This is a genomic window from Allobrachymonas denitrificans DSM 15123 (genome assembly GCF_900110225.1).
Classification (GTDB): Bacteria; Pseudomonadota; Gammaproteobacteria; order Burkholderiales; family Burkholderiaceae_C; genus Brachymonas; species Brachymonas denitrificans.
The window spans coordinates 1-4758 of record NZ_FOCW01000018.1 but is presented as its reverse complement, the minus strand read 5'-3'; the positions used below and the strand labels follow the sequence as shown (position 1 = coordinate 4758).

Sequence of the window (4758 nt, the reverse complement as noted above, 5' to 3'; positions counted from 1 at the left end):
AAGGTCAAGCAGCCGTTCTTGCTGCGCTCGGACAATGGGCTGGTGTTCACCAGCCGCAGTTATACGGCCCTGGTCAAAAGCTATGGGCTGCAGCAGGAGTTCATCACGCCGTACAGCCCGGAACAAAACGGCATGGTCGAGCGCGTGATCCGCACACTCAAGGACCAATGCGTGCACCGCCACCGGTTCGAGACGCTACAACACGCCAGTCGTGTGATTGGCGACTGGATCCGCTTTTACAACCACCAGCGCCCACATCAGGCGCTGGGTATGAAGACCCCCGCTGAGGCTTATGCTTTAGCAGCCTGATCTGTGCAGAAAGGGCTGGGTCAATACAGCCCATCATGCTGGTCACGGCCATTCTGATCAAGCTGGAAGATGGCGGCTCCATCTTCTACAACCAGGAGCGCGTGGGCTATCGTGGCAAGGCGTTCCGGATGTTCAAGTTCCGCAGCATGACCGAGAACAAGGCGGTGAACAAGGAAACCACCACCAGCCACAACGATGCCCGTGTGACCCGCATTGGCAGCTTTATCCGCAAGGTGCGCATCGACGAGCTGCCGCAGTTCCTGAACGTGGTATTGGGCCAGATGAGCCTGATCGGCCCGCGCGCCGAATACAAGAAGTTTGCCGATGAGCTGGAGCAGCAGGTACCGTTCTACCAGTACCGCCACATCGTCAAGCCGGGCATCTCCGGCTGGGCCCAGGTCATGCATGGCTACGCCACCGGAGCCGATGAAACCCAGATCAAGATCGAGCACGACTTCTACTACATCAAGAACTTCTCGTTCTCGCTCGACGTGCTGATCGTGTTCCTCACGCTCAAGACCATGGCTACGGGGTTTGGGGCGCGTTGAGGTGGCTGGTGGTTTGCAGCATGGGAGCATGGATAAATTGAGTGAGGTGTAAAGAACTAATCGAATCCAATCGGTTGTCTTTTCAGCCTACTTCTGTCAACATGTCAAAAACCTTTGAGGCTGCTGTAGCCCAGTGCCTGGGTACACAGTGGGTCCAGCGCGCATCCCATAAGCACCGGGGAGGCCGCAACGGCCAGAAGGGCGCCTGCTATGAGGATTTCTTTGCGGCGTTCAAGCTCGCGGAACTGCTCGTGCAGCACATCGATGCGCCTCCTGTTGACCCACCCATGATGCAACAACAGGCAGAGGCGTTTGTCGATGATTTGCAGGTGACGCAGCCCGATGCGCAAGAGCATCATTACTACCAGTGCAAGAATGTGGCAAGCCCGTCCTGGGGCCAGGGTTATGGCTCGGTAGCAGGAGATTTTGAGGCCCATGCCCGTGTTTCTTCTCATATGGGACAGGGGCAATTTACCACTTGTCTGGTAGTGCCAGATCCGGGTTTGTGTCACCTCTTGACACAAACCATGCCGTCCACGATCACGTCACACAGTGAGGTACAGGTATTTCCGTACGCAGATGGTAGCCTCAATAGAATGGTGCTGGAGCACCCGCCCATCCGGGATGTGCTGGAAAAACTGGCTCCATCAGACGCCGCTTCCGATGACGTATTGGTACACATCCTGCTGGTGTTGGGAGCTGCAATCACTAAAATGTCGGGTGCTGGTGATATGCTCGCCTTGCTTGGGCATGCGCAGGCAGTCTCGCCAGGCATGATCAGGCTGATGCCTTGGCAGATGGACGGGTTTGCGCTGGATCCGGATTTTCGTGCCGTACTGGATCGGATTGAAGGTTTGGAGTACGCCGTCAGCAGGGGATTTTTCCACTGGAAGGCGCTTGGCAGTTCAGGGATGTATCCTGCAGATTGTCGGAGCGAGGAGTTCAGCCGTTTTGTCCGGAGAGTCATCCGGGTCAGTCCACGCGATTTCGATGCCTTTGAGGAGCAGCTATGAACAGCAGAGAGTTCACGTCGTTTGCCGAGCGCGACCCCGCCGTGAAGCCGCTTCTGGAGCAACTGATACAGCCTGTCGAAGTGGTCCCGAGCGAACCCTATCAGGCTGCCATGCGCGAACTGGGGCGGTGCCTGTCTCGCAGCCTGCTTGAACAGCATGCTGCAGCCCTGCAGGAAAAGGATATCTGCCTGATCAGTACGGTAGAGGATGCAGATTTTCTGGCAGCAGGCGTACTGGACGGCCTGGTGGAAAGCGGGCTGCCGGAATCCAGACTGTTTTTCCAGTGCTATTGGAATGAACGGGTGCGTGAGGGCGGCGTCTCCATCACGCCGGTGATTCGCCAGTACGTGGAGCCGTTTGAGCAACACAAGGCGGCCTATATCGTGGTCAAGTCCATCATTTCCAGTGGCTGCGTGATCAGGACCAACCTGACGCGGGCCTTGACGGGCGCTGAAGCTGACAGTGTCTACATCCTGTCTCCGGTGATGGTAGAGGGGGCGCAGGTGCGACTGACGCAGGAATTCCCGCCAGAGCTGGCGGCCAGGTTTAGCTATATCTGGTTTGCAACAGATGCCGCCACCGAAGGAGATATCGTTACTCCGGGCGTGGGGGGATTAGTCTATGACCGGCTGGGTTTTGACGGCGAGGTTGGTAAAAACACACATACCCCTCGAATCGTCAAACAGCGTCGGCGCACGCACTTTTCTTGTGCTGCTTGATACGGGACATTGCGGGTGAAGCTTTTTTCGACATCCTTGCTGGTGATTTTTGTCATGCTGCTGGTTCCCGGTTCTGCGGTCCATGAGCTGGCGGCCTGGTTGAGTTGGCTGAGCGTTCCGCTGGAGGCACCGGGCAGTGCCTGGCAGCATCTCGACAAGTTGGTGCATCTGCTGTTCTTCGCCGTACTCGCCTTTACAGGCTACCGCGCCTGGGGGCGGCGTGCTCAGCCTTGGCTGCTGCTGGGCCTGTTGACATTTTCCGTGCTCACCGAATGGCTGCAGGGCTTTGTGCCAGGTCGTTCCACCAGCTGGCTGGACTTGCTGGCAAACACCAGCGGGATTGGTGTGGGTACATGGCTGGGCATGCTGGTGTGGCGAGAGCGCAGCCGCGCACGCTGAGCTATCGCACTGGCGGGTGAAGATTGCCCTGGATGCCAGTCGCAAGCTGCAGACGTAGGGCTGCGTTGTGCAAGGGTGGCATGGATACGTGCCGTGTTGGGAGTGTCAGACAGCCGGCTCGATATGCTAAATTGCCTGCTGAATCCTGACTCTCCGCATTGGGGGAGCTGTTGTTTATCTCAAGGCACCTTGCGTGCCGTGTATCGGAGTAACCATCATGTCTGACAAGCCCCTTCTCACCCCTATCGACAAGGCAGGCATCCTGTCGCAGGCGCTACCCTATATCCGCCAGTTCCATGGCAAGACCATGGTGATCAAGTACGGCGGCAATGCCATGACCGATCCGGCGCTGCAAAAAGCCTTTGCCGAAGACATCGTGCTGCTCAAGCTGGTGGGCATCAACCCGGTGGTGGTGCATGGCGGCGGTCCGCAGATCGAGACCGCGCTCAAGCGCCTGGGCAAGGAAGGCCATTTCATCCAGGGCATGCGCGTGACCGATGCCGAAACCATGGAAGTGGTGGAATGGGTGCTGGGTGGCGAGGTGCAGCAGGACATCGTGGGCCTGATCAACCAGGCCGGCGGCAAGGCCGTGGGCCTGACCGGTCGTGACGGTGCCATGATCCGCGCCCGCAAGCTGCGCCTGAAGGATTTGCAGGATCCGGCCATGGAGCACGACGTGGGCCAGGTGGGCGATATCGAGGCCATCGATCCCAGCGTGGTCAAGGCGCTGCAGGATGACCAGTTCATTCCGGTGGTCAGCCCGATCGGTTTTGGCGAGCACAACGAGAGCTACAACATCAATGCCGATGTGGTGGCGGCTGCGCTGGCCACCAATCTGCAGGCCGAGAAGCTGCTGATGTTGACCAACATCGCTGGTGTGCTGGACAAGCAGGGCCAGTTGCTCACCGAGCTGTCTGCAGCGCAGATTGATGCGCTGTGCGCAGACGGCACGATTTCCGGCGGCATGATCCCCAAGATTGCTGGCGCTCTGGATGCCGCCAAGCGTGGCGTGAAGGCCGTGCACATCATCGACGGCCGCGTGCCGCACAGCATGCTGCTGGAGGTGCTGACGGATCAGGCCTTTGGCACCATGATTCGCGCTCAGTAGCCGCGTCTCTGGAGGGCTGATCGTGCGATCAGCCCAATTGTTACGGCGGGGTTGGCATCCCCTCTGTAGCTGCCCAGATCAGGCATGACAGATACACATACACCATCAGGCCGCTATTGTGGGGAAGAAAAGCTTGGGTTAGGCCGAAGCCAAGATACGCAAGGGGGATAGTCATCCCTGCCAGGCAAAGCGCGCGTGTTTTGGGGTCCTGGCTGGTTTTGAGGCGTTGATAGAAAGTAAATAATGGTGTGGCATAGGCCAGTAACAGGATCAACAGGCCGATTGTGCCTCGTTTCACCATTGCATCCAAGACCGTTGCATAACCCCCCGGATGAACCGCCCCGGGTTTCGAGGAGGCTGGTTGGTTTAAGTGGACACCTCTGCCAAGGTGTTGCTGTCGGCAAGTTGCCTCCAGTAGTTTGCCTCAGCTTCTGCCGGCAGGATACCCCCGATCGGCGTGAGCAGTCGGACGTGGTTGAACCAGTGCACCCATTGCAGGGTCGCCAGTTCCACGGCTTCCCTGGTCTTCCAGGGGCCCCGGCGATGAATCAGTTCGGCCTTGTATAGCCCGTTGATGGTCTCGGCCAGCGCGTTGTCGTAGCTGTCGCCTTTGCTTCCCACTGATGGCTGGATACCTGCCAGGCCCAGCCGCTCGGTGCAAC

The 4758-nt window shown here is 58.5% G+C and carries 7 protein-coding genes; 6 read left to right on the top strand and 1 reads right to left on the bottom strand.

Annotation, left to right across the window (positions count from 1 at the left end; genetic code table 11):
- The 6 genes from BMW28_RS12665 to argB all read left to right on the top strand — a co-directional run.
- On the top strand, positions 1 to 309 hold a 309-nt coding region (locus tag BMW28_RS12665; protein WP_143280617.1), incomplete at its 5' end, for an integrase core domain-containing protein.
- A 35-nt stretch (positions 310 to 344) separates the two neighbouring features.
- Positions 345 to 857, top strand: a complete 513-nt coding sequence (locus BMW28_RS12660) for a sugar transferase (protein WP_091818471.1) — start codon at positions 345 to 347, stop codon at positions 855 to 857.
- A gap of 101 nt (positions 858 to 958) precedes the next feature.
- On the top strand, positions 959 to 1870 hold the full coding sequence (locus BMW28_RS12870; protein WP_143280616.1) for a hypothetical protein: 912 nt from the start codon (positions 959 to 961) through the stop codon (positions 1868 to 1870).
- On the top strand, positions 1867 to 2589 hold the full coding sequence (locus BMW28_RS12645; protein ID WP_091818466.1) for a hypothetical protein: 723 nt from the start codon (positions 1867 to 1869) through the stop codon (positions 2587 to 2589). The genes BMW28_RS12870 and BMW28_RS12645 overlap by 4 nt, the downstream gene beginning before the upstream one ends.
- Before the next feature lie 15 nt (positions 2590 to 2604).
- On the top strand, positions 2605 to 2988 hold the full coding sequence (locus tag BMW28_RS12640) for a VanZ family protein (RefSeq protein WP_327020823.1): 384 nt from the start codon (positions 2605 to 2607) through the stop codon (positions 2986 to 2988).
- A 217-nt stretch (positions 2989 to 3205) separates the two neighbouring features.
- Positions 3206 to 4096 carry an acetylglutamate kinase gene (argB, locus tag BMW28_RS12635; RefSeq protein WP_091818463.1) on the top strand — a complete coding sequence of 297 codons (891 nt, stop codon included), beginning with the start codon at positions 3206 to 3208 and terminating at the stop codon, positions 4094 to 4096.
- A 366-nt stretch (positions 4097 to 4462) separates the two neighbouring features.
- On the opposite strand, the gene BMW28_RS12625 is transcribed toward argB, so the two are convergent.
- A partial coding sequence (locus BMW28_RS12625; RefSeq protein ID WP_143280614.1) for an integrase core domain-containing protein occupies positions 4463 to 4758 on the bottom strand: 296 nt, incomplete at its 5' end.

Excerpts from the sequence above, each read along its gene's own strand:
- BMW28_RS12660 (WP_091818471.1), top strand. The coding sequence starts at position 345 with ATGCTGGTCACGGCCATTCTGATCAAGCTGGAAGATGGCGGCTCCATC.
- BMW28_RS12870 (WP_143280616.1), top strand. The coding sequence starts at position 959 with ATGTCAAAAACCTTTGAGGCTGCTGTAGCCCAGTGCCTGGGTACACAG.
- BMW28_RS12645 (WP_091818466.1), top strand. The coding sequence starts at position 1,867 with ATGAACAGCAGAGAGTTCACGTCGTTTGCCGAGCGCGACCCCGCCGTG.
- argB (WP_091818463.1), top strand. The coding sequence starts at position 3,206 with ATGTCTGACAAGCCCCTTCTCACCCCTATCGACAAGGCAGGCATCCTG.